Here is a 26,242-nt window from a genome sequence, read left to right as displayed (position 1 = left end):
GCTAGCGCGAGATCTGGCATGGCGTGCGCGTCGGAAGGCGGAGGGGCTGTCATGCATCGGGGACACGATGAAGATGTCGGTTGCCAGGATGGTCAATAGCGTAGGAACCGTGTTTTCAGCCGTTACGCTTGCGGGCGGACTTGTCGCGCGGGCCTGGCTCGGGGATACCGTCGCCGACGGCATCTGGCTGCTGGGGACGTTACCCAACGTCGTCGTACTCGCCGTCACGAGCGTCAGGGCTATCCTCCGCAAGGAAACCGGCGTAGATCTGCTGGCTCTGACTTCGGTGGTCGTGGCGTTGGGTTTTAGCGAGTTCCTCGTGGCGGCCGTTATCTCGCTGATGCTAGGCAGTGGGCGCGCGCTGGAGGACTACGCGCAGTTCCGGGCGCAACGCGAGATGACAACGTTGCTGCGGCATGCTCCACGGCAGGCCTTGCGTCACGAAAATGGCGGCTGGACGTCCGTGGGCGTGAACGAGGTTCGGGCAGGCGACCGACTGCTGGTGCGGCATGGCGAGGTGCTTCCGGTCGACGGTGTACTGGCGTGCGCGGGCGATCTTGATGAGTCCGCGCTGACGGGAGAAGCCGCCATCCAGAGGCGGGCTGCAGGGGAAGCGGTTTCCAGTGGCGCCCTGAACGTCGGGTCCGTGCTCGAGATGGTTGCGGGTGCCATGGCGTCGGACAGTACGTTTGCCGGAATTCTGCGCATGGTCGCGACGGCACAGGCCGAGCGTAGCCCGCTGACGCGCCTCGCTGATCGCTATGCCCTGTGTTTCATCGTTGTGGCGCTGGCCATCGCGGGTGCCGGTTGGCTTTGGAGCGAGGATCCTTTGCGCGTGCTGGGCGTGTTGGTAGTGGCCACCCCGTGTCCGCTGATCCTGGGCGTACCAGTTGCCATGGTGTCCGGACTGTCGCGTTGCGCAAGGCACGGAGTACTTGTGAAGGGCGGTGGCGCAATGGAGCGCCTGGCACGCGCGAGTATCCTGTTCTTTGACAAGACCGGCACGCTTACCCGTGGTGCTGCGCGGCTCGCGGAGATGGCTTGCGCGCCGGGCGAGTCGCCCGAGACAGTGCTGGGGCTTGCCGCCTCGCTGGGGCAGGGCTCGTCGCATGTGATCTCCGATGCGTTGACAACGACCGCGCGCGAGCGAGGCATGACTCTCGCCACGCCGGCTGGCGTAAAAGAGCAAGCCGGTGCAGGCGTCGAGGGGGTTGTCGAAGGCCATGCGGTCAGGATTGGGGGCAGTGCCTATGTAGTTGGTGATGCCAGTCTGCCGGCGTGGGCCTGCGAGATCGACCAGCGTATCCGTATGGGTAGCATGTCGGCAGTGTTCGTGGCCGTCGACGGTCGATTAGTCGGCATCCTGGCGTTGGCCGATACCTTACGGACGGAGACCCCTCGGGCATTGCGGTTGTTGAGACGAGAGGGATTTGCGCGGCAGGCGATGCTGACCGGAGACCGGCAGGACCTAGCGGAAGCCGTAGGAGCAATGCTCGGCGTCGAGGAAGTCTATGCAGCGCAATCCCCCGCGCAGAAACTTGAGCGGATTCAGGCCGCCAGGCACGACGGCATGGTGATCATGGTGGGCGACGGGATCAACGATGCGCCTGCCCTGGCCGCAGCGGATGTTGGCGTCGCCATGGGCGCGCGCGGCGCGGCGTCGGCTTCGGAGGTCGCGGACGTGGTGCTGCTTGTGGACCGCCTGGATCGTCTGGCCGATGGGGTGCGGGTCGCACGTCGCACGTTGCGAATTGCAAAGCAGAGCGCGGGACTGGGCATGATGCTCTCCATGGGCGCAATGCTCGCGGCGGGCCTGGGTATGCTGCCGCCGCTGGAAGGCGCAATTCTCCAGGAAGGGATTGATATACTGGCCATCCTGATAGCGCTACGCGCCGCCGTACCTCCGCGACAGGAGCAAAACGCGACCTTGGCCCCCGATGTGGTGGACCACCTGAAGGCGGAGCACGCGTTGTTGGAGCCAATCATGGACAAAATTCGCGTCGTGGCCGATACCTTGCCGACCTTGAGCGGCGAAGTGGCGCATTCCGAGTTGCGGGCGCTGAACCGATCGTTGTGCGAAGTGCTGGTGCCGCACGAGCGCAAGGACGACCTTCACCTCTATCCGGACGTCGCACAGTTGCTCGGCGGCGAGGATCCGATGGCAGCCATGAGCAGCATGCACCGCGAGATATTTCGAATGACGTCGGGGCTGAACAAGGCCATCGCCGCGGTGCCGCCAGATGGCCCAAGCAGCGAGGCCGTGCGGCATTTGCAGCGTTCGTTGTATGCGCTTGAAGCTGTCGTCCGCCTGCATTGCGCGCAGGAGGACGAGCTCTATCACGCGCTCGAAAGAATGGAGGCAAAGCGGGCATGAACCCGCCGTGCGCCGATAGATGTTACGACGCAGCCCGCAAAAGTGAGGCTGCATGGCGCTTTACAGATGGCCTGGAAATTCACACAGGCGGCGCCGCCGGCGAGCAATTGCTCGGCCGTGGCGGCGCCTTGATTTTCCGAATCGCAACGTGGCGACGCGATCCACTTCCGGTCATGGCGCGATGAATGCGGATGCAGATAGTAGACCTGCGCTGTTGGCTACTGCTCCATGATTGCCTCGATCCGTCCTTCGCGAATAGCTGCGACAAATGCGCGATAGTCGTTTCGGTTCTGAGAGCAGTACTCCGTCGCGAACTCGCAGATTGCGTCGTCGAAGGTCTGCCCCGAACCCATGTAGCCGGCGATGGCGGCGGCGTCTCCTGACCGTGCATGCGCACGGGCCAGCGCGTGAGCGCACATGCGGGAGTACTGCCGCAGCATGCCGCAGTCCCAATCTTCGATGACTGCAGACAGCTTCATGTCGCGGAGTTGCCGTACATAGAAATGACGACCACCGCGACCATGGGTCCAGCCCAGGAACACGTCGCTCGCGGTCTGCATCAGGCGTTGGCCGGCGATCACGCGCTGACCATGGTTCGTGTAAAGGCTCTTTCCCGCGTACGGCTCCAAAACGGACGCGCGGGCTTCTTTCACCTGCAGGAACAGCGGGTCGTCATCGGCCGCCAGGAACAGCCCGACTCCGCACATTGTGCCTACGCTGCCCACCCCCACCACCTTGATCGCCATGTCGAAGAAGTGAAAGCGGTCGAACAGGACCCGTGTATGCTCGGCCAGACTTTCCCGGTAGCAAGCGATGGCGTCGGCGTAATCGGATGTAACGCCAGGCGCCACGTCCTTGTCAGGATGGAAGATCAATGGGGGCTCGTCCTTAATTCTGGGGCGTTCCCCTTCCACGGACACCAGCTTCGGATACAGATGATCGGGTACCGACCTACGTCTTTCGGACTCGATGCGCTGGGCCAGTCGCTTGCGTGCCTCCGCGACGATTTCGGGGTCGCCACTGCGGTCTTCATACTTTTGGAGATCAATCCGGTCGTACCAGACGTCCAGTGCGCGCATCCAGCCGTAGTTGAACATGCGCTCGCGATACTCCAGTACGGCATCCGTCACAACCCGGGCGGCGTCACTCTTAGGCAATGCAAGATGTTCGGCTGCAATCGCCACGCTTGCCGCCAGGCGCTTGAGGTCCCATTCGAACGGGGCTGGCAGCGTTTCATCCAGGTCGTTGATATCAAAGATGATATTGCGCTCAGGGGTGGCGAATCCGCCAAAATTCATCAAATGGGCGTCACCGCACGCCTGCACGCGAATGCCGCTGGCAGGCGTGGTGGCCAGATCCGCTGCCATGAGTGAGGCCGAGCCTCGGTAGAAGGAAAAGGGCGAAGCTGCCATCCGCCCAAAGCGGATGGGCACCAGATCCAGGATGCGCCCGGTATTCGACTCCTTCAGGAGATCGACTGGATCCTGACGAGATTCGGAAGGGCGCCAGCCCGACTGTTTGCTGCGAGGTACCGCGTCACGCATGGCCCGCCCGTTGGCCGCACGCTCGTCGGCGGTCAGGTAACTGCCGGCTCCGGACGATCGCGTCGTCATGTTGTGGGCGTTCTCAGGCTTGTTCATGATGACTTCCTTCTGTCAGAGGGCTGCCGTCGGGGCGGAGGGCCGTCGTTCGGTGGGCGTGACCGTATCCGTTGCAATGCGAAATTCTTCGACGGCGGCGGCGACGGATGTGCCCCGGCCGAAATCTCCCACCTGCTCGTCGATGCCTTCGGCGCGAAGCATGTCCCGCGCGCTGGCATGCGCAGCCACCAGCCGAAAATCGATGCCGGAAGCGCATAATTCCGTGTTTAGCGTGGCGAGCATACGGGCGGCGGCCAGGTCCAGGACGGGGCATACGGAAAGGTCGCAGATCACCAGCATCGGCGGCTCCGTGCTGGCGGCCACCCGTCGCCGGACAGTGGCACGTACGTGCTCGGCATTGAAGTAGAGCAGAGAGGACTCCGGTCGGAAGATGAGTACCTGGGGTACGCTTTCATTGTCTGGATGGCGCTCGATGTCCGAGAACATTTGTGTACCGGGAATCCTTCCCAGAAAGGCGACGTGCGGGTGTGCAGCCCTGCGGATGATCAACAGCATGGAAACCAGTACTGCGACGATCACACCTTTCAGGATGCCGAGCATCAGGACTGCGGCAAAGGCCGCCATCGATACGACGAACTCGAATCGGCTGACCTGCCACACATGGCGGAGTTCGCGGATGTTGATCAGCCCTTTGACCGCTACCAGGACGATGGCGGCCAGCACCACGCTTGGCAGATTCGCAAGCAAGCCGGTCAGGAACATCAAGCACAACGCGATCGTGGCCGAAGCGAAGATCAGCGCGAGAGGCGTACGTGCCCCCGCCTTGTCGTTGACAGACGATTGGGACAGTCCGCCGGCAACGGGGTAGCCCTGGAATAGCGCCGCGCCTAGATTCGCCGCACCTAGCGCTAACAATTCCTGACGCGCATCGATCTCGTCTCCGTGAGATTGCGCAATGGCGCGGGCCGCCGAAACACTTTCGACATAGGACAGCAACAGGCAGGCGAACGCCAACGGAATGACGCCATCGACATCGCGGGGGCGCATCGTAGGGAGTGTCAGGGCCGGCAGACCTTGCGGCAAGGCACCAACGACCTTGAAGCCAAAATCGCTCAGCGGCGTGACAGACAGCAGGACGATGGAGGTCACGACTACAACCAAGGCCACCGGCCGTCCCGGCAAGTACTTTTCTCCCAACACTAGCGCCGCAATGGTGACGAGCCCGAAAACCAGGACAGCCGGATTGGTTTGCGGCACTTGTTGTGCGAGGACCACGATACGATCAAAGAAGAACTCCCCGCCTCCCTTGACGCCGAACAGCTTGGGAAGTTGTGTCAGGGCAATAGTGAGCGCCGCGCCGGCCTTGAAACCGAGCAGGATGGTCTCACTGATGAAGTTCACCAGGGAACTCAGGCGAAACGCCCAAGCTACCACACACATGGCGGCGACCAACAGCGCTGTCAGCGCTGCAATAGACGCCCATCGGCCCGGATCGCCATTGGCCATGGCTGCGATACTGACACCGACTAGCATTGAGATGGCTGACGTAGGCCCAATCGCGAGCTGCCGCGACGATCCGAACAATGCATAGAACAAGCCTCCGGCGAGGTAACAGTAGATGCCATATTGAGGCGGCAGCCCGGCGAGCGACGCATAGGCGAGGGACACGGGAATGCCATACGCCGCCAGTGTCAGGCCTGCTACGGCGTCGCGCGCTAGCCACTGTGGCTGGTAGACCCTTAGCCAATTCGCGGGCGGAAACCACCGGTGCCGCGGCGTTGTGGCGGCGGCCGTGCATGTGATTTCGTCCGGGACGGAGGTGTTATGCATGATTTGCGCCTTGATGTTCGAGGAAGTGCCCATCGCCGCAGCCGCATCCCAGTTTTGTACAAAAGCGAGCGGCTCTTGAAAATTAGTCAACCTTGGGTCGCTGCCGTTGATCCAAGTCAGTAAACGTAGATATCCGCCTGCATAGGCCTTCGTTGGCAGCAGGCGAGGATCGGGGAGGCGGAGAGGCAAGCGCCTGCTTGTGCCGACGCTTGCTGGCATTTCCAAATGCAAACGTCGTGATCTAGCGCAAATCCGCCGGGGCCGCGAGATACACGGTAGGAGAGCGCAATGGTCTGCCGTCTGGTTTGGGGACCTTTAGCATGCCAGCCCGTTTGGATGGCACCCCATGCATCTTCCTCGTGACGCAGTTATATGTGCTGCGCGGTGTTCTGGGGTCAACCATGTTGAAACTCGGCACCCTTAATCGGTTTCGCAGCGTTATTGATCGTTGCCAGCGACATTTTCCAATGTGGAGGTCGAAACAATGACGCCGTTCGCACACGGTAAGGGGCTCGCCTGCTGCCAGGCCCTAAACGCCATCGTTGCAGGCAGATGCTGGGGCACTGCTAGTGCGATCCCGGCTTGCTCCGCAGAAATTGGGCTGACCAGGGAAATGAATTGCCCCGTACAACGGGAGAAGCGGGAGAACCGATGATGAGTCGACAAAAATTACACTGGGAAGCCACTGGCGAAACAGCCGCAGAAGGCTTGGCGGGGCTGCTTGCGCAATTGCTAGACCTGACTTCCGAAGGGTTGCTGCGGCCAGAGTTTGGACGAGACATAGGCAAGTTGCTGCTGGCCGAGATCGCATTGATGAAACGCGCGCCCTGCGCGCGAAGCGGTGGCGACCTAGCCAAGCTAGAAGAGACCATGGCACGATTTGATCAGGTAGTGCTTGCCCCGCGAAGCATGCTGCTGTTGCGGGTTCTGACCACTGTTGACGAGTCGCAGTGCACACCGGCGACGTACTCGGTCATATCACCAAGCTCGGCCACGGGGCAAGAGAGCATCAATCTATCCAACGATATTGGACCGTCAGGCCCACTGCCTTATGATCTCCGCCAGCACGTGTGATCCATCCTCGAGACGCGCTAACCCTGGCCGACCAGTCCCATGCAAATGGGACGGACAGGGCCATCCCGTACTGGGTGTTGCACCGTCGATCTGCGTTGGCGACCCCACCCACCGCGGTGTTGCCTCCGTTGTAGAACCCCATGTCGCCGGCAATCCAAAAGCCTGGTCGACACTGATAGCCGCAGTGGAGTTGGCCTACGGCTGGAAGAGGTTGGCTGCGCTCACGGCCGCGGAGAAAGTCGTCATTGGGCGTAAAGAACCAGACGCCGAGCGAGCTTTTCGCAAACCAGTTGTCCACGGGCCACGAGATGCCGATTTCTGGTTTGAGCGCCCACCGGTAAGTGCCAATGCTGATGAGCCTGTCTGGGTGGTATTGTCCGCTCGGCGTCACGATGCTGAGGCTCGTCCCGAGCGTCGTGCCTGTCGGGCTCTTCGCAAACTCCTCCGGCGACCGCGCGGCCCCGCCCAGGATGTTGACGGCAAGGCGAAGGGGGGGCATCGCCGAGCCCGGACCGATATACGCAATTTGGTGCGTCAACTACATTTCCGGCAACATTGGCGCGACTATAGGGCAGTACAACACCAATGGATGCGGTGCAGCCAAGCGCGTCAACAACTTGCACGTAATCCAACGCGAGTATATCGATCCTCGCCTTGACATCGGTGATGGGAAGGGAGGGATCTGTCAGCACGTCGCCGCCCAGTCGCGCGTACACGACTGCCCGGAACGCGAGCATTAGCCTACTCAACGACGCCGCGTCATAGCTAGAAAATCAGTCCGAAGACATACTTCAGCAACTGATCCAGGGGCATCATAGTCAGTGCCAAGGGCGCAATCGGTAAGAGGACCGCCGCTGCAATCTGTACGACGGCGTCCCTTGTGATGGGGGCCAGCCGCATTCCGCGAACGACTTCGAAGCTGTTGCTCAGATCGGCCAGCGACTGGATATCGGCACTCCCGAGCAACGATTCGTCCGGAGGCGCTCCCCCGCACAGCCATTTTCGGTCGAACTCCCGCACATAATGCTCGGCCAACGTGCCGTAGTCGTTTAAACCTTTGCGTTTGGCCTGTGCGAGCTGCGGCGCAAACACAAGGAGCGGCCCAAAAACTACTGTCAGCAAAAACAACACCATCCCCACGATCTGCGCCTTGAAGTCCGGCAGGGCAGCGCCGAGGAAGAAGATTCGGTTGGCAAGGTTTGCGGCCACCATAACGCCGTGAGCTGCCAGGAGCAGTGCAAACGCATAAACCGTATTCGCCAGGAAGCCAAGCCCGCCCACACGGTCCGGATGCGTGGGTATCAGGCTCAACCTGATGCGGGAGACCTGCCATAGGAACCGCATCCAGATAAAGATGCGGAAGTACCAGCGAATCAGAAGGAACTGGAATAGCGGGAGGCTGACATAGCCATACCAGATGCCGGCGAGAGACAGGTTGGAACCGTTTCCGGTCGCGCTGGCATACCAGGTAGACGCCTGGAGTGCGGTGTAATGACGCCAGACAATCAGCACACCCACACCGTAGACAATTGCGACCAATGCCAATTCGGCGGGAACGGAGTTGCGCAAGCGCAGCGCCGCATCGATTGCTGCTTCGAACTCGCCTGTTGCCGTTTCTGGAACCAAGTTTCGTTCCCCGAACGACTGCGTGATGCCCCGAAGACGTTTGTGTACCACGAGCTCCGCGGCTACGAGTAGTGGGACGGCAACGAGGAAGCGGAGATGGACTTCCATATCCATGAAGAATGGGACGGTGACGGTGCCAGCCTTGCCGAACAGGTTGCCCTCCGTTGCGGATAGGAGTAGGAGCGGCAGCCATGCGAACAGGGAGAGGACCGCAATCCGCTGACGTACCAGTTGCAGTGCGTCGTCGGATAGATGAACCCGGCGGAATAGCTGGTAGACCGGGCCACCCAGGACAAGCGAAAACGCTTGTCTGTCGCCAGCGGCGTCGTGGCTCGAAGTGCGCCGGATTGACCGCAAGCGGGGGATTCGATGGCTCATGCTGGGCCTCCGCAGGTTGGCTGGACCGTTTGTCGCATTCCGGTGGAAGGCAGCCGCCTGCGATCGCAGAACGGACTGGCGGCCTCTGGTCTCCGATTCAGACTATGTCGCCGTCATGGTATTGGGTTGCGCTAGATCAAGGGGAGAGGGTAAATCGGTCCTATACGACCATGCGTGCATGGGCGATATCGATGCGTTCGCTTGGAAGCGAAGCCGAGCACATTGCTTTGCGCTTGATCAAGGGGCTGGCCGCCTGGCGTCATATGTTTAACGCAGCGGCACCCGGCCGTTGCTACGACATCCGGATGGCGCCAGCGGCAAACGATCCCTATTTGACGGAGGCCTGAGTATGTACGACACCATTCTCGTGACAATTGACGGCAGCGCTTGCGGTGACTGCGCGTTGAAGGAAGCCATCGACCTTGCGTCAGCGGTCCATGCGCGGCTTGATGTACTTCACGTGGTCGAAAGTGGCTACGAGACCGGCGTACATGAGGAGCTTGTCCGCCGTGGTCACAAGCTCCTTGCCGAGGCCCGGGCCATGGCGGAAGCGCGTGGCCTGCCGTGCACCATGACACTGGATGAGGTGGAGCACCCAACCGGCGACGTGGCGAGCGTCATCAGCCAGACGTTGGAAAAGGACGGCGCGCAGTTGCTTGTACTCGGCACGCACGGTCGTCGCGGAATCAACCGGCTTCTCATGGGAAGCGTGGCCGAGAAGCTCGTGCGAAGTGCGCCTACCCCGGTGCTGCTCGTGCGGATGGACAAGCGTGCCAACGGTGCCTGAGACGCGCTCATGCGTCGATCCGCGTGTTAAAGGCGTTCGGCGCGGTACGTTGTGAAAGGGACGATGCCGTGGTGGTTCTAGACTCGGGCCAACGCGTCCGCGTCGAAGATTTCGATCGCCTTCCCATCGACGCGTATCAATCCTTCTCGCTGGAAGCGGGAGAACGTCCGACTGACCGTCTCCAACTTGAGGCCAAGGTGACTGCCGATTTCCTGGCGTGTCATGCGCAGTGTGAATTCCCGCGCGGCGTAGCCTCGCTGGCGCAGGCGAGCGGATACGTTCAGCAGGACTGTCGCCACCCGACGCTCCGAACTCATGCCGGAACGCAGCACCATCTGATGGGATTCGCGCACGATCTCGCGGCTCAGCCGCCTGTACAAGCGATGCCGGAGAGCCCCACCTTCGCGACCGAGTGCCTCGAGCGCTGCAAATGGCATGACACAAACCGTGCTGTCTTCGAGCGCGATGGCGTCGCAGTCGTAGCGGTCGTCGTCAATGGCACCGAGCCCCAGCATGTCGCCGGGCAAGACGTACCCGGCAACATGCTCCAGGCCGTCTTCGTGGCCGGTGACCGTCTTGAACGACCCGCTGCGCACTGTATAAAGGCTTCGAAGCGGATCGCCGACGCGGAACAGGTAATCCCCGCGGTGTACTGTGCGCCACTGTCCCAGCACACTCTGCAGGTGTGCCAACTCGTCGTCTCCGAGTCCGGAGGCCACGCAGAGCGGCCGGAGACTGCAGACCGAGCACTTTGCCTGGTACGTCCGCGCGCCGGGCATTGGCTCCTCTGGGCGTAACGGGATGACTTTGCCCAAGGCGGGCTGTGGCCCTTGGGCCCACATCTGCACGGCTTGCTGCATCTTGCCCCCTTATTTATGCGGCGCTGGATCCGCCGGTGCGCCTCGCATCGGATCGGAGTGTAGATACCGCTATCGGAAGTATTGGAAAACAGCGCGGCGGCGGAAATCAGGGATAGCTGAGACACAGGTCAGAAATCGGCCTATCGGTGTCAGAAAACCCTGACACTCCTATCTGCCAGACCGGGTGTCAAGGAGTGCCCGGTCTTTGCGCCAACGCAAGCCGGACCTTCTGCCCCGCGCCTACGCTGGAATGCAGGTGCGCCATGGCGGCGACAGACGGGGGCCGGAATGAAGAGTGATAGTCAATTGAAGCAAGACGTGCTGGATGAGCTTGCATGGGACCAGGAAATTGATGAACGCGAGTTCGGTGTTCAGGTCAAGGACGGGATTGTGACGCTGACCGGCCATCCGCGGTCTTTCCATGCCAAGCATTGCGCCGAGCAAGCGGTGCGTCGAGTCTCGGGTGTGCGTGCGCTGGCCGTGGAAATGGATGTAGTACTCCCCGGCGATGCGGTACGGCTGGATTCAGACGTTGCCTGGGCGGTGGAAAACGCGCTCTCGTGGAATTCGATCGTGCCCGTCAACGCGCTTGCCGTTGCGGTCGAGCACGGCGTGGTGACGCTCAATGGCGAAGTTGATTGGGATTACCAACGCCGCGCGGCCGAGGACGCCATCCGCCACCTGAATGGGGTCCGGGACATCATCAATCGTGTGGTGTTGAGCCCGCGTACGACAAGGGCCGACGTGCAGCAGCGTATCGAGGAGGCCCTGAGACGGCAGGCCATTCACGATGCCAGGCATGTCAAGGTGGCTGTCGACGACGGGGTGGTAACGCTTTCGGGCCATGTGCGCTCACTTGCCGAGCGCCAGGCAGCATTCAACGCCGCATGGGTTGCGCCGGGTGTGATGAAGGTGATCGACGACATTCAGGTGGTGCGATGACCACAGGCAGCCAGTAGGGTAGTGAAGCCCGAATCGGCCTGCGGCTCAAATGCGAAGAACGGCTGCGCCGGCCAGGCGTCCGGCGCGCAGGTCGTCCAGTGCGGCATTGGCGCGGGCAAGCGGGTAGGGCGTTACGTGGACATGCAGCGGGAACTTCGCTGCGGCTTCCATCAGGCCGCGGCCGTCTGCTCGCGTCAGGTTTGCCACGGATACTAGTCGCCGTTCTTCCCAAAGCTGGCGATATGGGAAGGATGGAATGTCGCTCATGTGAATCCCTCCGCAAACGACAGTTCCGCCCTTGTCGACGGTCGCCAGCGCCTTCGGTACAAGGGCGCCATCGGAGGCGAAGATTAAGGCGGCGTCCAGTGGCGCGGGTGGATCCTCATGGCTGCTGCCTACCCATGCCGCGCCGACGGCGGTTGCCAACGCCTGGGCGGCGCGATCGTTGGGGCGGGTGAATGCATAGACGGTCCGACCTTGCGCCACGGCGATCTGCGTCACGATATGGGCGGCGGCACCAAATCCGTAGATGCCAATGCGTTGCGCCTCTCCAGCCATGCGAAGCGTCCGGAATCCGATGAGGCCAGCGCAAAGCAGCGGCGCAGCGTGCTCGTCATCGTAAAGGGCGGGTATAGGAAAGCAATAGCTGGCATCTGCCACCACGTATTCAGCGTATCCGCCGTCGCGTGTATAGCCGTGAAACTGCGGCGTATCACACAGATTCTCCCGCCCGTTCAGGCAAAACCGGCAATGGCCGCAGGTGTGGCCAAGCCACGGGACACCGACCCGGTCTCCGGGGGCCAGTCCAGCGACCTCGGGTCCCACGAACTCAACGCGACCGACAATTTCATGGCCGGGAATCAGGGCCGGCTTGGGCCCGAGAAGCTCTCCATCCACTACATGCAGGTCAGTGCGGCACACGCCACAGGTGGCGACACGGATCCGGACTTCTCCCGGCCCCGGCACTGGTATGGGTACCGTGCGGTGGGTCAGGATTGGGCCCCCGCCGTCGAAAACCATTGCGCGCATCCCGGCGTCCATGGTCACTCCTTGCTGGATCGCGCCCGCTTGGGCGTTCTGGAAATCCTTGCAGGCATTTTGCGCTGCCCTTTGATATGACACAAATCGGCTATTGCCAGATTGACTAGATTTCGGCTGGGAGATTTGCATTCGCTTACGCGGGAAAGGGCACATCATGGAGTTCAAGACTGTGCTGGTGGACCTGACAGACGATGATGCGCGCGACGCCCGGCTCGACGCGGCGCTGACCCTGGCTGCGTGGTTCGAGGGTCGAGTCGTGGGGCTGACCGCAACAGGCCCGCAACTCGATCCGTTTCGTAGTGCCGGCGAAGAAATGCTGCGTTACCAAGCGATGCGAGCCGACATGCTACGCGGGCTCGACGTCGCCGGTACGCAAGCTTTGTCGCGCGCTGTGGCCCGGCAAGACGCCAGTGTTGAAACGTCCCACACGGTGGTCGATCAGGAAGCCGGATGGGCCTTGGCGACACATGGCATGACCAGCGACGTCATTCTTCCCGCCTTGCCAGGCGGCGTGCAAGATGTGCCGCTGTTACTGGCGTCTGCTGCGGAATACGCGCTCCTCAACTCGGGACGGCCCGTGCTGATCGTCCCACCGCGTCATCGACTGCTGCCGCTGGACACCGCCGTCGTGGCGTGGAACGGGCGGCGCGAGGCGGCGCGGGCCGTTGCCGATGCGCTGCCGCTGCTTAGGCGCGCGGCACTTGTCGTGGTCGAGCATATCTCCACTCGGGGGGGAGCCGAGCCGGGCGCCAGCGCCGTAGTTCGCTGGCTGGCCGGCCACGGCATCGACGCCGTACTCGAACTTAGGCAGGCCTCGTCCGCAGCGGAATGTTTGTTGGAGACCGTTGTCGCGAGATCGGCCGGCCTCCTGGTGGCCGGCGGCTATGGCCACTCGCGGATCGGAGAAATGGTCGCAGGCGGAACGACCCGAACGTTGTTGCGCAATGCTCCGGTGGCATTGCTGATGTCGCACTAGCCGCGCGAACGTCTGCCGCCATCCACCACTGCCGTAGAGGAGATTGTCATGTCCGGATATCCGAATGTATTTGTCCACGTGGATGCAAGCGCCCGTGCCTTGCCGCGGGTGAGCCTGGCGGCGCGAATCGCCGCGACGCAGCAATGCCGATTGGTGGGTGTATGTGCCACTTTTACGCCCGAGCCGATGTGGTTCTATCGTGTCGAGCATGCTGCAAGGTACTTGCAGGAAGACCGCGCGCGCCGCCAGCGCGAGCATGAAGCCATGCACGACCAGTTTGAGTCGGCGGTTTGGGACAAGCTCGTGTTGGCCGAATGGCGCAGCACCGAGGGCGATCCGGTGGCACAGATGCTCAAGGAGTCGAAGGAAGCCGGGCTCATCATCCTGGGGCAGCTTGACGAGGCCGACACCGCCAGCTTTGTGGCGGCCCAGTTCGTGGAATCGATAATCCTGGAGTCCGGGCGTCCGGTGATGGTGGTGCCGTATGCGGGCACGTTCAGCGATGTCGGTGCGAGCGTGCTGGTGGCATGGGATGGAGGCAGAGAATGCGCGCGTGCGCTTCACGATGCCCTGCCACTGCTTGCCGGCAGCCGCGTACATTTGCTGCATGCCAACTCCGCAATGCATAGTCTGCGGGTCGACGCCATGTCGGTGGCGGCGGCGTCCCGATTGTTGCGCGATGCCGGCGCCGAAGTGGAGACCGAATACGAACCGGCGGCCAACGATGTGTTAATTGGCGAGCTGATTCTGTCGCGTGCGGCTGACGTCGGCGCCGACCTCATCGTGATGGGGGCCTATGGCCATGGGCGCTTCCGTGAGCTGATGTTGGGCGGTGTGACGCGGACCATCATTTCGTCCATGACCACACCCGTGTTGCTGTCCCACTGAGCATCGTGAGCAGGCCGGGGCCATGCGCGCGGAGCACGCTTCGCGCGTTCCCATCAGCACGCAAACAACACCGGGATGGGCGAATGTGTGAGTACCGTGTCAGTTACGCTCCCGGTCGCACGAGTGCCCTGACGGCAATGACCGTGGGCGCCACAGACGAGCAGGTCCGCGCGACGGCGCGTGGCAGCTTCGAGAACCGCCTCGCCGGCATTCACGTATGGTTTGCGCAGCAGTTGGGTCAGGGCGGCCCGAATCCCGCGTCGGGCCAGCCATGCCAGAGCATAACTGGGGGGCGAGACGCCCTGTTCGCGGTCAGCTTCAAGTGGCGCACAGCAGATAATTTCAACTTGGCTGGCGCGCTTGAGCACCGGCAGGGCATCGCGCAGCGCGCGCGCCGATTCCCGGCTTCCGCTCCACGCCACCACAGCCAAAGCATAGGGCCACCGGTTCGAATTGAGAGTAGGGCCCGGGGGAATGATCAGGACCGGGGGGCCTGTGTCGACGATGGCTGCCTCGACGAACCGCATCGCCGCGTCGGCGCGGCCAACCACTTGGTCAGGCTGGCTCAGGACGATGAGGTCCGCAAGCCGGCCTTCGCAATGTAGCGCGTCGACAGCACTGCCTTCCCCGATGCGCCAGTCCACGGCAAAGGACGCCCGCTCCATCGCGGATTCGAACACGCGGCGAGTGGCGTCATGATCTGGGGACGGGGCCGTGTATCCGGGCTCAGCTGACAGCAAGCCTATAAGCGTCGCACGGAAGGCGTCGGCCAGCGCTGCGGCATGTGATAGCCGCACCAGGGCGTGCCGGGACGTGTCCACGTGCACCATGATGGCCGAGATGTCCATCTGTCTCCTTACCAGCATCGGGCGGAACATAGACCTACTTTAGGCGGGGGACGGCGCCGAAGTTTGCGGAAGATCAATGCAGTGAGGATCGCCACTATTGCAGTGCGATAAATCTGCGCCGGGCACGCCGCAGCGCCAGCAATTGTCGGGACGCAGTGCGTTATGGCAGGGAGTCGTCGGAGAACAACTTGGCCTGGATGGCGTAACGAACCAGCGCTGCGTCGCTGCGCAGCTGCAACTTCTCCAGCAATCGCATCTTGTACGTGCTGACCGTCTTGGCGCTGACGCAAAGTGCTTCGGCGATTTCCGTCAATGACTCGCCTTCGACAATACGCCGGAACACCTCGAGTTCGCGGTCCGACAGGCCACTGTGCGGCGTGTCGGCGCCTTCCTGGAGACCCTGTGCAAGTTTTTCGGCCATTTCGGGACTGACATAGGTGCCGCCACCAGCCACTTTTCGCAGTGCTTCCACCAGATCGATCGCCGCGCTGTCCTTGGTTAGGTAACCCGCCGCGCCGGCGCGGAACGCGCGAACCACGTACTGTTCCTCCGCATGCATCGTCAGCACCAGTACACGGGTGCCCGTGTGGTCGGACTTGATGAGCCGCACCAGTTCCAGGCCACTGCGCCCGGGCATGGAAAGGTCCAGCAGGATCACGTCCGGCGTGGTCTCGCGGACAAGTTGCGGGACTTCGGCCGCCTTTGAGGCCTCGCCGACCACCTCGACATCCGCCTCGCGCTCGAGAATGTGACGCAGGCCGTTGCGAACTACGGCGTGATCGTCTGCGATGGCAACACGTATCACGGTGCTACCTCCTCTCGGCCAGTCGGGCCGGAAAGCGGAGGCACAATTCAAAACCCTGACCGGGGGCGTGGTGCAGGGCCAACGTGCCGCCCAACAGGCGGACACGCTCCCTGATTCCCAACAGTCCGAACGAGCGCCGCGATGGATCTTTGACGTTGCCGTCCCATCCATCGCCGTCATCCCGAACGCGCAGGACATGCTCGATCCCCTCGTCGTGCATCTCGACCCACACGCGGCTGGCATTGGCATGATGCACCACGTTGTTGAGTGCTTCCTGGACGATGCGGAACACTGCGGTGGTTTCCTGTTCCGTAGCGTCGATGAGACCGGGCGTGTCCACCTTGATGACTATTGGGTAACGGCGGCTGAAGTCCTTGGCGAGCCAGTCCAGCGCGTCGGCCAACCCAAGTTCGTCGAGCAATGCGGGACGCAGGTCGGCGGAGATTTGTCGCACGGCCGCGATTGCCGCGTCGATACCACCATGCATGGCCGATGTCCGTGCGAGGCTGGCCGTCGAAACGCCTTCACGGCGAAGATCGTCTTCCAGCATCACGAGATCCATCTTCATTGCACTCAGGCGCTGGCCGATGTCGTCGTGTAGTTCGCGGGCGACCCGGCGCTTTTCCTCCTCCCGGCTGGACAGGACACTGTCCGAGAGTGCCTGCAGTTCCTCGCGCGAGTGGCGTAATGCCGACTCCGCACGCATGCGCTCCGTGATGTCGCGCAGCATGACGGTAAAGAGCTTGCCGCGAAGGCTGTCGCTGGTCTGGGAAATCGATGCTTCGATGGGGAACTCGCTGCCGTCTTGCCGAAGACCGTAGAGCGTCCGTTGGTGACCCATTTGGCGATCCGACACACCCGTCACACCAAAGCGGCGCACATGGGCCGTGTGGGCATTACGGAAGCGTTCGGGCAACAGGATGTCCAACGGTTTGCCAAGGGCTTCCTCTGCCGCGATGCCGAACAGCGACTCCGCCATCGGGTTGAAAAGAACGATATGTTGCGCTTCGTCGATGGAAATAATCGCCTCCATTGACGTGCGCACGATTCCGGCAAGACTTGCCTCATTGGCCGATATAGTGGGACGGCCCATGCATCCGTCATCGTCATCTGGAGTATGGGGGATCATAGGCCAGTCTTAAGCTCGGCTTAATGTGGAGGCATGTGGGCTTGTGCCCGTACGTGGCAGGTCACCACATCACAATATACGAATTCCGACGATACCGACGAATTTGATGTTTGCCAGGACCGACGCAGACATCACGATTCTGAAGTCGGCGATTATGAGACGATTCGCATACTGTCTCTGACCCACGCTGTCATCCGGGAAGTTCGCTGCGTACGAGCAGCACGGGCGATCTGGCCTGCCTTACCACCCCCTCGGAGACGCTGCCGAGCACCAGCCGCCGGATGCCACGCAAGCCATGCGTGCCGCAGACGAGCAGATCCGCACCGATCGATTCGGCATGCGCACAGACGACGGCTGGCACCTGCCCCGGGGTGACGAATTCATCGAGCAGTGTTGTCTTGCCGGAGACCTTGGCGCGTTGCAACCGCTGCTCGGCTGCACCCAGGATCTTGTGCCCATACTCGGCGGTCCGCTTCCGCATCTCCCGGGGTGACATCACGCTGGTGTCGAACAGGAAGTCCGGATCGAGAGTGACATGAAGCACCTCGATGCGGGCATGCATGGCACGTGCGATGTCTATGGCCTTGTCGAGCGCCAGGTCCGCGCTACGGCTGCCGTCGATGGCGACGAGAATGCTCTGGAACATGGTTGCCCCCCTGCAACGAAGCCGGTTGCGAACAACCGGACTCACTGACTGAGCCTAGGACAACACGCGCGCGGCTGCTTGCGCTAGCGCAAGCCCGGGCGCGTTGCCAATGGCTTGACCCAGAACAAATTCAAGCGTGAATTCATTGCCATGATGAAGATGGCCGGATGATCCGGCGTAGCCAATGCAAGGAGCCCACAATGACCAGTCTGAAAAACTACGACCCATTTGCCATCGAGCCGATCAGCGACATGATGCAGGGCATGCTGCGCGCCTTTCGGGGTGTGGGCGATCCCGGCATCGTGTTCAAGGTGGACGTGACAGAATCGGAAGGTAGTTACACGCTGACTGCGGAACTGCCTGGCGTGAAGAAGGACGACATCGAGATCAGCGTCGATCGCGGGACGGTCATGATTTCCGCGAAGGTTGAAAGGACGGCAGAACAGCGCGATGGCGAGCGTGTCATCCGGCACGAACGTTACAGCGGTGCGATGCGTCGGGCTTTCACCCTCGATGCGGATATCGACGAAGGCAAGGTGGACGCGAGCTATACAAACGGGGTGCTGCACCTGGTGCTACCCAAGAAGGAAGCCACGCCTCAGAAGCGTATTGCGATTCGTTCCGAGGATGCCGGTCAGGAAATGCGTTCCTGACCATTGCCAGGACGGGTATGTCAATGACGAGCGGATGGTCGGACGCCATTGGCACGGAACAGGGGCTGAAGATGTAAAAGCATGTTCTGGTTGCGGTAGACGGCAGCACATCGGTGCATCGCGCGCTCGGCGAGGCGATTGTCCCGGTGTCGGCTTGCCACGAGCATCTGGAGATTTTCCATGTCATCGACTACACGTTTCTGCAGTACGAAATCGGATACGGTAATCGGGCGGACGTGGAGCCAGAGTTGCTGAACCTGGGATACTGTCCTGCGCGACGCCGCGGCGGCGGCCGCTGAGAAGTGCCGGTCTTCAGCATTCCGTAACGCTTCTCGACAGCGTGATCAACATGGGTGACGTGACGATACCGAACGGATACTGGCGCATGCGAGCAGGTGTGGGGTAGACACCGTTGTGACCGGCACCCATGGCCGTCGCGGGCTAAAGCGCGCCTTCCTTGGTCGTCGCGGAATCGCCGGCCAGGGAAGGCCCGGGTGGCCGTCATGCCAGTTCGGGATTCGGAGTGCTCGTAGCCAGTGCCGGTCGCGTCGGCAATCGGGTGCGCATCTCGATGGAATAGAGGAGCGGCTATACAGGAACGCGCTCCGGGGTATGCCCCGGGTCAGGCCTCGTTGGGGGAAAGCCAGGCCGACCGGGGCGATCCCGATGCGTCCGGCGCTGGCCGAACGAGCGTCGAGGCGAAATCGTCTATATCTTGCTGTACCTCGCCACTGACAATGTCCCGTTGCAGCAGCACCAGCACCGGATGCGGCGGTCTGCCGATTTCACCGGCGATCTCTTCCGCAGCGCGGAAACCGCCGCGCGCCGCCATCACCGCTACTGCGGCAAGACCGTCTCCCGCAGGGCGATGATCCCGCAGGAAGCTTCGCATCGGTGCAGCCAAATGGCCGACCCAGACGGGCGCCATGACGATCACGGTCGTGAATTTGTCCAAAGCGGGGCCCGTATACCGATAGGGCGCCCGCCGCCGGAACATGTTGTCGATTATGCACCGAATGTCCCCCCACACGCCGGCCCGGCTGACCTGATCTGCGACCTCGAACATCGGGCAGTCAAGGCGATCGCCCAACAAGGTGGCGGCTTGTCGAGTGGTGCCGGTTCGTGAGTAGTAGACGATAGCGGTGTCGTTCATGGCGGAACTCCCTTCGGAAGGTGTCACGGCCGTACCGGCAGCAACTATTGGGAAGGCTAGTCTTTCCGGCACGCCAAGGCTTGACGTATATCAATGGCTGATCGTCTCGTGTTTCTAAGCTGGACTTAGGCACTGTTGTGCATCCGAAGGAAACGAAAATGAACCGGAAGATTGTCAAAAGGCGGCCCGTACATTTGGCGGAGACGGCAGTTTTTTGTCACTAACGGCTCATCGACAGCCAGCAAAATCGTCCATCAGGCTCGGCGATAACGACGTCACGATTGACGCAGGTCATAAATGGTTGGCCCAGGTTGGCAGGTTCAAAAAGGACTCACTATGCTCGACTTGAATGCTCGACTCCCGGCGCTTCTGATCATCGTGGCCATAGGCAGTTTCCTCTCCATGCCGGTCGGTGCAACAGAACAGGCGCAGCAACGGCGAGAGGGACGTGATGTCAGGCAGGACACGCGGCAGGGTTCCAGGGAAACGAAACAGGACTGCCGTGCGGCCGACCAGAAGAGTAATCCACAGTGCCGCCAGGACAAGCGGCAAGCCAAACAGCAGGGACGGCAGACCGCACGGGACATCAAGTACTGACCAGATACTGATGCGTCGCGCGGAGTCCTGCCGCGGTTCATGATTGCATTGCAAGAGGGGTGAAATGGCTACGCTAATGAAAGCCGCGGTCGTGCGGGAGTTCGGGGCGCCGCTCTCGCTTGAAGAGGTGCCGGTGCCAACGCCGGGCTTCGGACAAATCCAGGTAAAGATCGAGGCGTCAGGGGTCTGTCACACGGATCTTCATGCCGCGAACGGTGACTGGCCGGTGAAGCCGGCATTGCCGTTCATTCCGGGGCACGAAGGCGTCGGCTATGTCTCGGCGGTGGGCGGTGGCGTAACACGGGTAAAGGAAGGGGACCGTGTTGGCGTCCCATGGCTGTACAGCGCATGTGGATACTGCGAACACTGCCTGAAGGGATGGGAAACGCTTTGCGAGAGGCAGAAGAATACCGGCTACTCCGTCAATGGCGGGTATGCGGAGTACGTTGTGGCCGACCCGAACTACGTCGGGCTGCTGCCGGCTGGCGTCGATTTCATCGAGATTGCCCCGATACTGTGTGCCGGAGTGACTGTTTACAAGGGGCTTAAGGTGACGGACACCAGGCCAGGCCAATGGGTCGCCATCTCCGGCATCGGCGGACTCGGTCACGTGGCGGTGCAGTACGCGAGAGCAATGGGCCTTCGCGTGGCCGCCGTCGATATTGACGAGGAAAAGTTGTTGCTTGCCCGCAGGCTCGGGGCGGAACTGACGGTCAATGCCACGACAAACGATCCCGCCGCGTTTCTACAGAAGGAGCTTGGCGGTGTACATGGTGCACTCGTCACGGCTGTATCCCCGATTGCTTTCTCCCAGGCGATTGGCATGGTCCGCCGCGGCGGCACCATATCGCTCAATGGGTTACCGCCGGGTGACTTTCCTACGCCAATCTTCGATGTCGTACTGAAGGCCATCACGATCAGGGGTTCCATCGTGGGGACCAGAAGCGATCTTCAGGAAGCCCTTGAATTCGCGGCTGCGGGTGCGGTGACTGCCAGTACTTCCACTGCGAGCCTCGGCAACATCAATGAAGTGTTCGAAAGGCTGAAGGCCGGCCAGATCAACGGCCGGGTCGTCTTGAACCGATTCGGCGACTAGGTCCCAATGGGCGAGTGTTTCGGGGTGCGTGCTGACCGCCGCCAGTTTGGCAAGCAAACTACGCGGAGGCGAATCTACCATCCATTGCATCTTCACTGGGGATGCATCATGCTCGCGGCTACTGCCGGCTTTACTGCGATCCGGATGAAGCCGTGGACATCTATACACGCCAATGCGCGCTACCAAGTGGTGAGCGCCGCGACCTGCTCGCGGGTGCTGGCGGTGATGGCGACAGCAGGCTTGTACGAGCGATCCGGCAGCTGGCTCTATGACGTGGGCCCGCCTGGTAAGAGTGGTGTGAGCGGCGGCATGCTCACGATCGCTCCCGGCAAGGGCGCAGTCACGACCTTTTCGCCGCCGCTTGACAGCGCAGGCAACAGCGTGCGTGGGCAACTGGTCATGCGCTTTCTTTCGGAGCACCTAGGCCTAAATTTGTTCAGCTCGGAGCCGACCGGCGGATCCGCTTGAGGGGGGAACTTCGACCCACCACGATCGTTTGGCGTGGCCGCGTTGCCACTTGAAACTGCGGCAACGGTCAAACATGTGCTCAATGCAGGCTCTTCTCGTACTGTTGATGTTGGGGTTTTCACTGAATGTCCCGATGCATCAAGGAATCGTCCCGAAACGTCAAGCGGTCAGCGGCGTTTTCACCAATACTGCCGCGGGTACCTAAAGGGATGACGTTGCTCGCGGCATGTCAAGTAAGAAAGATTCGACCTTGCCGCCAGACCGTCACAAATGGAATCGAGAAGAGTACATGTTCAAACTAAATTTCCTGGCCACAGCCTTGGCCGTGTCAATAAGCGTCGCCAACGGTTCCGTCGGCGCCCAGCCTTCACAACAGAGGCCACCAGCGAGTTCGCCGGTTGCGACCGATGTCAACGAAGTCCCGCAGCCGCCAAGCGGCATGACGCCGGCCGAGAGAATGAAATGGTTCACCGAACGCTTCGAGGCTGCCGATGTTGATCATGATGGAAAACTGACCCGAGAAGAGGCACGGACCGGCATGCCTGAAGTCTACAAGCGCTTCGATCAGCTCGATACCAGGAAACGCGGTTATGTGACCGAGCGACAAGTGGGTGCAGCTTGGTCGAGAATGATTCAGGATGATATGCAGAAGAAGAATCCAATCATCAATTAGGGCGAGAGGGTAGCGCGATACCGCGCCAACGGCCAATGGTGCGCGTTGCACCACTGCTGCGCTATCCAGGCATCCTCCTGAACGGCCGAATGTTCAGCCGCCAGTTTGTCTTGCATTGACGTGGAGGTTTGAACATGTACGACACAATCCTTGTGGCAAATGTCGGCAGTCCATGCGGCCAGCGCGACTTAGATGAAGCCTTGGGGCTCGCATCGGCCTTACATGCGAGCATTGGAGGTGCTTCATGTCATCGAAAGTGGCTACGAGGCCGGAGTACGCGAGACACTCATTTGCCAGGGTCGAAAGCTTCTTGTAGAGGCTCGGGCCACAGCGGAAAAGCGTGATGTGCAGTGCGCGGTCACATTGGAGGATGCCGAGCAACACGTCGGCGATGTGTCTAGCGCGATCAGTCGGGCGTTGGAGAGGGCCCGGCACCTCGTCTTGGGAACCCACGGGCGTACGAACGTCGATACGCTTGCGTATGGGAAGCGTGGCGGAGAAGCTCGCACGAAGCGCCTTAACGCCAGTGTTGCTTGTGAGAATAGGCGCCGATGCCTGATGGGACAAACGGTCGAGCGGGTGAGGCACACATCCGCACCAAGCGGCAAGGCGGCTTGGAAACGTCAGCGTTACCTGCGGGTACTCGACGAAGCTGGTCCCCGGCGTTCCATTCATTTTTATCGTTGTCGGCGCTAACACTCCACATCAATGGCTTCGGATGGCCAGATCTGGCGATTGGAGCAAGCGCTCTGAGACGGCCTCGCGGCTAACAAGAATGGTTGCAAAGGTGTAAAGCCGCAGCTAGCCAAACTGGGCGATTGCCATCCGGTTCTACGCCGTTCAGATATTCGGCCTAGGTCAATTGGCGCGGAGCGCACGCCGGCCGTTTGGAAGCGCAGGTTGTTTGTTCCCGATGTTTGATGCAGATCAGTTTCTGACGCCCACGGAAATCTATAGTGAACTCGTGGCATCGGAGGCCGCGCGGTCCGGGGAAGCTCATTCTGACGCCCTCAATTGACGGTACTTTATTGCTATTGCATTGCAAGCGAGACGAAATGGCAACGCTCAGTAAGCACACTAATGAGCGTCAATATGACACTGCATTGTCATCTGGCGCACGACGTGGGGCCGCGAAGTGCGACGAGAATGATCTGCTAAAGACTCAGCCGTCGCCAAAAGATCGCACAGAGAGGCATGTCGAGCCAATGCGACCGAGGAGTGAGCCTGAATCTTCCTCGTTGGGATGGGATGCAGCGGGTACCTCCCGGCCCATGAGTTCGTCCTTGCGCGCCCGTGCGCAAGGACAAGCACCGCAGCGTAAGGGTGACGAATCGACTGTCTATGCGACGGATGATCTGTTTAGACGAGTTGGCTATTACGATCTTCGAGCGTACACACAGCTTGTCGACAATGGGTTGAGTCAGGGATTTATCCTTGTTCGCCACCACACGCTCGTCAATACAATTCAGAGTGTGTTCCGTGCGGGCTCGCCCCAGCCTAGGAGCGCAACAGCGCTTTCCATGGCAGTGGAGCAGCTAGATCGTCTGGCGCTCATGGCGTCCACGCAGGGAATTCCGATGGACCAAGGCGAACTATTGAAATGAGACTAGCGCGCCGGCACGACGCTCAGCATCTGATCGTCAGCCACCTGCGGCCGTGCGTTCCGTGCGCGCAACTCATTTAGAAATTGAGAATCATTATTACAACCTCTTCATGGTCGCAAGGGCGAAACCAGTCCCGCGAAACATGACCGTCCAAGGTTGGCGTTACTTTCGTTGCTGGTGCTCCCAGATTGACTTCGAAACAGCATCCATAGGCGCAGGCACGCGACGTCCTATCGAGAGATGCTGGGTTGCAGGTCATGGCCGCTTACTAGCGAATGCGAAGGTTGTTGATTACCTCGCTTACGCCCGGTGCTGACCAGGCTGCGCCCGCTACGGCACGGCGCTCGGCCAGCGAGTCGACGGTACCCTCGAGCGTGACAACGCCGGCGTCAGCTTTGATAGTGATGTGGCGAGCCTCGCGCTCGACGTGGCGGCGCAGTGCGGCCTCGATCTTGCCTTCAATCGCTTCCGGTACGAGTTTGGGTACCACACGAATCAGGTTGATAACACCCACAACACCGCGAACGTGACTCACGGCATTCTCCGCGGCTTTGCGCTCAAACCCCCATTGCACATTTCCGCGCAGTGTGACCCAGCCTTTCTCGATTTCCACCTGTAAATCGTCGGCGGGCACCTGCACGTACCACTGCAGCGCATTACGCACGGCGAGCACAATGTCCTCATCACCGTGGTGGACGCCCTGCCGGACCTCAAGATTGACTACCAGCCCCTTGACGCCGCCCACGCGCCCCGCAGCTTTCTCGGCGGCGATCTTCTCCGTATAGGTTCTGACGTGCCCCGATAAGGTCACGACGCCCTGGTTGACTTCCACCCCGATCCCGGGGGCCACTAGCCGCGGGTCCCATTCGAGCTCTTCACTGATCTGGGACTTCAATTCGCTATCGGTCTTCATCGCCCGCTCCGTTGTCGTGCCCGCGCGCTCACGGCTGTGGCAGGCGGCACTGCCTTCAATGTAGAAGGCTCCGGCTTATGGACTTTGATATGGCACAAACTCGCACCGATATCCACTGGCTCTCGCGAAGCATGCGCACAGGGAATGGGTGCTCGCGATCTCAGCCGCCAAACGCCCTCCGGAAATGGCGACCCGTGCACCACGACGCTGACCATGCCGGTGGGCTAGGCAAAGTCCTGCTGGCGTAAGTTGTCCGACAATGGAATCCGGCATGGCGGATAGCGCTAATCATCACGCACGCAGGCTCGGCCACCTGCAACGCTTCACGAGCTCGCAGACGACTGGGTAACCGACGTGGTCGCCCAGTGTCTCGGTGACCTGGCGGGTGGTGCCAGTGCGCGAATACTAGATGATGGCGGGGTCGTTGATAGCAGGTTCCCATTGCGAGCATTGCTGATGGTGGGCGGATCGCCCGTGCAAGAAAGCTAGTGCTTCTGCCTTGCGTAGCTTTGATGTGTATCAACGCGCTACCGAAGCGCTCTTCTACTCTGAAGGAAGACAAACGTTGTCTGCTGAAGGAGATGAAGATGAACCGGAACCTTGCGCTGGGAATCGCCACGTCGGCCATTACTGCTGTGCTGCTGTCCGCGCCCGTCTGCGCGCAAAAGAACTACACGGACGGTGGCGACTTGTATGGTGGGTCCCATGCGCCAGCCGGGCAGGAAACGCCCGCCAAACAGGCGCAGAAGCCCGAGGTGCGGCGCACCGACAAATATGATCCCTATACGGATGGGGCGCGCACGAAAAGTAACCTTGCCCCGGCAAAGAGGCTGCCTGATGAGCATCCACAGCCGGGCGACGTGGCAAAGAGCGGAAAATTCGATCCCTATACCGACGGCATGTCAAAGCCGTGATTACATGCACCAATAGGTTCGCAGGCGGCATTCCGGCATTCGACGGCGGCCGCCTGTCACGCTTGAACGTGGGACTTTCTCCAGCAGCAATTCCAGCGCCGGCATTGGCGGTTAAGACCCGAGGGGGATGTCCGATGGTTTCAGTGTCAAACCACGGGAACCCAGGTTCCTGCCCTGAACAAGACGAAAGTAAAGGCGATCGTGCCCTGACACGCGGTGCTGGGATTCCTGCGGCAACCCGTTTGGTCGGCTTGTGGGAACGGAAAGTCCAGGTGCCTATACTGATGTGAGCGGTTAGATCTTGCTTGCCTCTTGCCTCTTGCCTCTTGCCTCTTGCCTCTTGCCTCTTGCCTCTTGCCTCTTGCC

At 61.2% G+C, this 26,242-nt stretch carries 25 protein-coding genes; 13 read left to right on the top strand and 12 right to left on the bottom strand.

All coding sequences use genetic code 11. The annotated features are described in order from the left end of the window. The first annotated feature begins 67 nt into the window (after window positions 1–67). Window positions 68–2,374, top strand: coding sequence for a heavy metal translocating P-type ATPase (locus tag ACO550_RS24080; RefSeq protein WP_485994980.1), 2,307 nt, complete (start codon window positions 68–70; stop codon window positions 2,372–2,374). 218 nt (window positions 2,375–2,592) lie between these two features. On the opposite strand, the gene ACO550_RS24075 is transcribed toward ACO550_RS24080, so the two are convergent. Beyond that, window positions 2,593–4,014 carry a DUF2252 domain-containing protein gene (locus ACO550_RS24075; protein WP_315594659.1) on the bottom strand — a complete coding sequence of 474 codons (1,422 nt, stop codon included), beginning with the start codon at window positions 4,012–4,014 and terminating at the stop codon, window positions 2,593–2,595. A gap of 15 nt (window positions 4,015–4,029) precedes the next feature. Then, window positions 4,030–5,805 carry a SulP family inorganic anion transporter gene (locus ACO550_RS24070; protein WP_485994988.1) on the bottom strand — a complete coding sequence of 592 codons (1,776 nt, stop codon included), beginning with the start codon at window positions 5,803–5,805 and terminating at the stop codon, window positions 4,030–4,032. A 651-nt stretch (window positions 5,806–6,456) separates the two neighbouring features. On the opposite strand from ACO550_RS24070, the gene ACO550_RS24065 reads away from it, so the two are divergent. Then, window positions 6,457–6,879 carry a hypothetical protein gene (locus ACO550_RS24065; protein ID WP_315594661.1) on the top strand — a complete coding sequence of 141 codons (423 nt, stop codon included), beginning with the start codon at window positions 6,457–6,459 and terminating at the stop codon, window positions 6,877–6,879. Here the strand turns inward: ACO550_RS24065 and ACO550_RS24060 are convergent. Continuing rightward, complete coding sequence (locus ACO550_RS24060; RefSeq protein ID WP_485994987.1) at window positions 6,815–7,378, bottom strand: transporter; 564 nt, start codon at window positions 7,376–7,378, stop codon at window positions 6,815–6,817. The genes ACO550_RS24065 and ACO550_RS24060 overlap by 65 nt on opposite strands. A gap of 266 nt (window positions 7,379–7,644) precedes the next feature. Next, window positions 7,645–8,883: a hypothetical protein gene (locus tag ACO550_RS24055; protein WP_315594662.1), complete on the bottom strand. Its 1,239-nt coding sequence runs from the start codon at window positions 8,881–8,883 to the stop codon at window positions 7,645–7,647. A 349-nt stretch (window positions 8,884–9,232) separates the two neighbouring features. On the opposite strand from ACO550_RS24055, the gene ACO550_RS24050 reads away from it, so the two are divergent. Next, window positions 9,233–9,670, top strand: coding sequence for a universal stress protein (locus ACO550_RS24050; RefSeq protein WP_315594663.1), 438 nt, complete (start codon window positions 9,233–9,235; stop codon window positions 9,668–9,670). 77 nt (window positions 9,671–9,747) lie between these two features. Here the strand turns inward: ACO550_RS24050 and ACO550_RS24045 are convergent, their stop codons facing one another. Then, on the bottom strand, window positions 9,748–10,362 hold the full coding sequence (locus ACO550_RS24045) for a helix-turn-helix domain-containing protein (RefSeq protein ID WP_485994979.1): 615 nt from the start codon (window positions 10,360–10,362) through the stop codon (window positions 9,748–9,750). 456 nt (window positions 10,363–10,818) lie between these two features. Between ACO550_RS24045 and ACO550_RS24040 the strand changes: the two genes are divergently transcribed. Continuing rightward, complete coding sequence (locus ACO550_RS24040; protein ID WP_315594665.1) at window positions 10,819–11,472, top strand: BON domain-containing protein; 654 nt, start codon at window positions 10,819–10,821, stop codon at window positions 11,470–11,472. A gap of 45 nt (window positions 11,473–11,517) precedes the next feature. On the opposite strand, the gene ACO550_RS24035 is transcribed toward ACO550_RS24040, so the two are convergent. After that, a complete protein-coding gene (locus ACO550_RS24035) occupies window positions 11,518–12,513 on the bottom strand; it encodes a zinc-dependent alcohol dehydrogenase family protein (RefSeq protein WP_315594666.1) in 996 nt (331 codons plus the stop codon). Between the two features lie 154 nt (window positions 12,514–12,667). On the opposite strand from ACO550_RS24035, the gene ACO550_RS24030 reads away from it, so the two are divergent. Next, window positions 12,668–13,489: a universal stress protein gene (locus tag ACO550_RS24030; protein WP_315594667.1), complete on the top strand. Its 822-nt coding sequence runs from the start codon at window positions 12,668–12,670 to the stop codon at window positions 13,487–13,489. Between the two features lie 48 nt (window positions 13,490–13,537). Further along, window positions 13,538–14,377 carry a universal stress protein gene (locus tag ACO550_RS24025; protein WP_315594668.1) on the top strand — a complete coding sequence of 280 codons (840 nt, stop codon included), beginning with the start codon at window positions 13,538–13,540 and terminating at the stop codon, window positions 14,375–14,377. Between the two features lie 53 nt (window positions 14,378–14,430). On the opposite strand, the gene ACO550_RS24020 is transcribed toward ACO550_RS24025, so the two are convergent. The 4 genes from ACO550_RS24020 to ACO550_RS24005 form a co-directional block, all read right to left on the bottom strand. After that, the gene (locus ACO550_RS24020; protein WP_315594669.1) at window positions 14,431–15,225 is read right to left on the bottom strand and encodes a universal stress protein; all 795 of its coding nucleotides are present in this window, start codon (window positions 15,223–15,225) and stop codon (window positions 14,431–14,433) included. Window positions 15,226–15,385: 160 nt separating this feature from the next. After that, entirely contained in the window at window positions 15,386–16,030 is a 645-nt protein-coding gene (locus ACO550_RS24015) for a response regulator transcription factor (protein WP_315594670.1), read from the bottom strand. A 4-nt stretch (window positions 16,031–16,034) separates the two neighbouring features. Next, on the bottom strand, window positions 16,035–17,159 hold the full coding sequence (locus ACO550_RS24010) for a PAS domain S-box protein (protein ID WP_315594671.1): 1,125 nt from the start codon (window positions 17,157–17,159) through the stop codon (window positions 16,035–16,037). 190 nt (window positions 17,160–17,349) lie between these two features. Continuing rightward, complete coding sequence (locus ACO550_RS24005; protein ID WP_315594672.1) at window positions 17,350–17,805, bottom strand: universal stress protein; 456 nt, start codon at window positions 17,803–17,805, stop codon at window positions 17,350–17,352. A 200-nt stretch (window positions 17,806–18,005) separates the two neighbouring features. Here ACO550_RS24005 and ACO550_RS24000 point away from each other — a divergent pair, with 200 nt between their 5' ends. Further along, entirely contained in the window at window positions 18,006–18,458 is a 453-nt protein-coding gene (locus tag ACO550_RS24000) for an Hsp20 family protein (protein WP_315594673.1), read from the top strand. A gap of 113 nt (window positions 18,459–18,571) precedes the next feature. Beyond that, window positions 18,572–18,757, top strand: coding sequence for a hypothetical protein (locus ACO550_RS23995; protein WP_315594674.1), 186 nt, complete (start codon window positions 18,572–18,574; stop codon window positions 18,755–18,757). A 323-nt stretch (window positions 18,758–19,080) separates the two neighbouring features. On the opposite strand, the gene ACO550_RS23990 is transcribed toward ACO550_RS23995, so the two are convergent. Next, on the bottom strand, window positions 19,081–19,611 hold the full coding sequence (locus ACO550_RS23990) for a hypothetical protein (protein WP_315594675.1): 531 nt from the start codon (window positions 19,609–19,611) through the stop codon (window positions 19,081–19,083). 336 nt (window positions 19,612–19,947) lie between these two features. Here ACO550_RS23990 and ACO550_RS23985 point away from each other — a divergent pair, with 336 nt between their 5' ends. The 4 genes from ACO550_RS23985 to ACO550_RS23970 all read left to right on the top strand — a co-directional run bounded on the left by ACO550_RS23985 (window position 19,948) and on the right by ACO550_RS23970 (window position 22,445). Beyond that, the gene (locus ACO550_RS23985; RefSeq protein WP_485994978.1) at window positions 19,948–20,208 is read left to right on the top strand and encodes a hypothetical protein; all 261 of its coding nucleotides are present in this window, start codon (window positions 19,948–19,950) and stop codon (window positions 20,206–20,208) included. A 64-nt stretch (window positions 20,209–20,272) separates the two neighbouring features. Continuing rightward, window positions 20,273–21,304: an alcohol dehydrogenase AdhP gene (adhP, locus tag ACO550_RS23980; protein ID WP_315593859.1), complete on the top strand. Its 1,032-nt coding sequence runs from the start codon at window positions 20,273–20,275 to the stop codon at window positions 21,302–21,304. 108 nt (window positions 21,305–21,412) lie between these two features. Beyond that, on the top strand, window positions 21,413–21,772 hold the full coding sequence (locus ACO550_RS23975) for a glutaminase (protein WP_315598887.1): 360 nt from the start codon (window positions 21,413–21,415) through the stop codon (window positions 21,770–21,772). Window positions 21,773–22,061: 289 nt separating this feature from the next. Then, the gene (locus ACO550_RS23970; RefSeq protein ID WP_315598886.1) at window positions 22,062–22,445 is read left to right on the top strand and encodes an EF-hand domain-containing protein; all 384 of its coding nucleotides are present in this window, start codon (window positions 22,062–22,064) and stop codon (window positions 22,443–22,445) included. A gap of 1,872 nt (window positions 22,446–24,317) precedes the next feature. On the opposite strand, the gene ACO550_RS23965 is transcribed toward ACO550_RS23970, so the two are convergent. Next, entirely contained in the window at window positions 24,318–24,962 is a 645-nt protein-coding gene (locus ACO550_RS23965) for a BON domain-containing protein (RefSeq protein WP_315598885.1), read from the bottom strand. Window positions 24,963–25,549: 587 nt separating this feature from the next. Between ACO550_RS23965 and ACO550_RS23960 the strand changes: the two genes are divergently transcribed. Continuing rightward, complete coding sequence (locus tag ACO550_RS23960; protein ID WP_485994977.1) at window positions 25,550–25,876, top strand: hypothetical protein; 327 nt, start codon at window positions 25,550–25,552, stop codon at window positions 25,874–25,876. Window positions 25,877–26,242 lie beyond the last annotated feature (366 nt).

It is taken from the genome of Cupriavidus sp., assembly GCF_057315035.1.
The sequence above is the reverse complement of the archived record's forward strand: the minus strand, read 5'-3'. Positions and strand labels throughout refer to the sequence as shown.

What these genes read in the sequence shown, in the direction of transcription:
- ACO550_RS24080 (WP_485994980.1), top strand. Translation starts at nt 68, where the DNA reads ATGAAGATGTCGGTTGCCAGGATGGTCAATAGCGTAGGAACCGTGTTT.
- ACO550_RS24075 (WP_315594659.1), bottom strand. Translation starts at nt 4,014, where the DNA reads ATGAACAAGCCTGAGAACGCCCACAACATGACGACGCGATCGTCCGGA.
- ACO550_RS24070 (WP_485994988.1), bottom strand. Translation starts at nt 5,805, where the DNA reads ATGCATAACACCTCCGTCCCGGACGAAATCACATGCACGGCCGCCGCC.
- ACO550_RS24065 (WP_315594661.1), top strand. Translation starts at nt 6,457, where the DNA reads ATGATGAGTCGACAAAAATTACACTGGGAAGCCACTGGCGAAACAGCC.
- ACO550_RS24060 (WP_485994987.1), bottom strand. Translation starts at nt 7,378, where the DNA reads ATGCCCCCCCTTCGCCTTGCCGTCAACATCCTGGGCGGGGCCGCGCGG.
- ACO550_RS24055 (WP_315594662.1), bottom strand. Translation starts at nt 8,883, where the DNA reads ATGAGCCATCGAATCCCCCGCTTGCGGTCAATCCGGCGCACTTCGAGC.
- ACO550_RS24050 (WP_315594663.1), top strand. Translation starts at nt 9,233, where the DNA reads ATGTACGACACCATTCTCGTGACAATTGACGGCAGCGCTTGCGGTGAC.
- ACO550_RS24040 (WP_315594665.1), top strand. Translation starts at nt 10,819, where the DNA reads ATGAAGAGTGATAGTCAATTGAAGCAAGACGTGCTGGATGAGCTTGCA.
- ACO550_RS24035 (WP_315594666.1), bottom strand. Translation starts at nt 12,513, where the DNA reads ATGGACGCCGGGATGCGCGCAATGGTTTTCGACGGCGGGGGCCCAATC.
- ACO550_RS24030 (WP_315594667.1), top strand. Translation starts at nt 12,668, where the DNA reads ATGGAGTTCAAGACTGTGCTGGTGGACCTGACAGACGATGATGCGCGC.
- ACO550_RS24025 (WP_315594668.1), top strand. Translation starts at nt 13,538, where the DNA reads ATGTCCGGATATCCGAATGTATTTGTCCACGTGGATGCAAGCGCCCGT.
- ACO550_RS24020 (WP_315594669.1), bottom strand. Translation starts at nt 15,225, where the DNA reads ATGGACATCTCGGCCATCATGGTGCACGTGGACACGTCCCGGCACGCC.
- ACO550_RS24010 (WP_315594671.1), bottom strand. Translation starts at nt 17,159, where the DNA reads ATGATCCCCCATACTCCAGATGACGATGACGGATGCATGGGCCGTCCC.
- ACO550_RS24005 (WP_315594672.1), bottom strand. Translation starts at nt 17,805, where the DNA reads ATGTTCCAGAGCATTCTCGTCGCCATCGACGGCAGCCGTAGCGCGGAC.
- ACO550_RS24000 (WP_315594673.1), top strand. Translation starts at nt 18,006, where the DNA reads ATGACCAGTCTGAAAAACTACGACCCATTTGCCATCGAGCCGATCAGC.
- ACO550_RS23990 (WP_315594675.1), bottom strand. Translation starts at nt 19,611, where the DNA reads ATGAACGACACCGCTATCGTCTACTACTCACGAACCGGCACCACTCGA.
- ACO550_RS23985 (WP_485994978.1), top strand. Translation starts at nt 19,948, where the DNA reads ATGCTCGACTTGAATGCTCGACTCCCGGCGCTTCTGATCATCGTGGCC.
- adhP (WP_315593859.1), top strand. Translation starts at nt 20,273, where the DNA reads ATGGCTACGCTAATGAAAGCCGCGGTCGTGCGGGAGTTCGGGGCGCCG.
- ACO550_RS23975 (WP_315598887.1), top strand. Translation starts at nt 21,413, where the DNA reads ATGCTCGCGGCTACTGCCGGCTTTACTGCGATCCGGATGAAGCCGTGG.
- ACO550_RS23970 (WP_315598886.1), top strand. Translation starts at nt 22,062, where the DNA reads ATGTTCAAACTAAATTTCCTGGCCACAGCCTTGGCCGTGTCAATAAGC.
- ACO550_RS23965 (WP_315598885.1), bottom strand. Translation starts at nt 24,962, where the DNA reads ATGAAGACCGATAGCGAATTGAAGTCCCAGATCAGTGAAGAGCTCGAA.
- ACO550_RS23960 (WP_485994977.1), top strand. Translation starts at nt 25,550, where the DNA reads ATGAACCGGAACCTTGCGCTGGGAATCGCCACGTCGGCCATTACTGCT.